The sequence below is a fragment of the Novosphingobium sp. B-7 genome, from assembly GCF_000410615.1.
Taxonomy (GTDB): Bacteria; Pseudomonadota; Alphaproteobacteria; order Sphingomonadales; family Sphingomonadaceae; genus Novosphingobium; species Novosphingobium capsulatum.
Genome location: NZ_KE148332.1, coordinates 3119 through 3598, shown reverse-complemented (window position 1 = coordinate 3598; position 480 = coordinate 3119). Strand labels below are relative to the sequence as shown.

The window sequence follows — 480 nt, the reverse complement described above, 5'->3', positions numbered from 1 at the left end:
TCGTCCTCATGTCCCTTCATCAACGGAGATAACATGGTCAGTCTTGACCATGTTGCCTGCCTGAGCTGGCTAACGCCGCTTGGCGGCCTGTGTGGCCAGCCTGGCTCGACGTGGGCCGGTAGCTCAGGTGGTTAGAGCGCACGCCTGATAAGCGTGAGGTCGCAAGTTCAACTCTTGCTCGGCCCACCATGTCGCAGGCACAGGACGAATTAGCGCAGCTAATTTGCCCAGTGCCAAGACCGGCCAGCGGGGCGATGCCAGGCCATAAGGCGTGGCTTTGCCACGACTGACGGGCTGGCGAGCAGGACCAAGCGATTTTTGGGGCCTTAGCTCAGCTGGGAGAGCACCTGCTTTGCAAGCAGGGGGTCATCGGTTCGATCCCGATAGGCTCCACCATTCGCCACTGCCTTTGCGGTTGGCTGGAGTGGTGGAATTGCTCGACGCGAAAATCTCCGGGGATGAAGAAACGGGTTCCGGCCG

Annotated in this window: 2 tRNA genes; both read left to right on the top strand. The window is 60.4% G+C overall.

The annotated features are described in order from the left end of the window. Nucleotides 1-112 precede the first annotated feature (112 nt). Nucleotides 113-189: transfer RNA gene (locus H926_RS0110955), tRNA-Ile, on the top strand. A 131-nt stretch (nt 190-320) separates the two neighbouring features. Then, nucleotides 321-396, top strand: a tRNA-Ala gene (locus H926_RS0110950). The last annotated feature ends 84 nt before the right edge of the window (nt 397-480 follow it).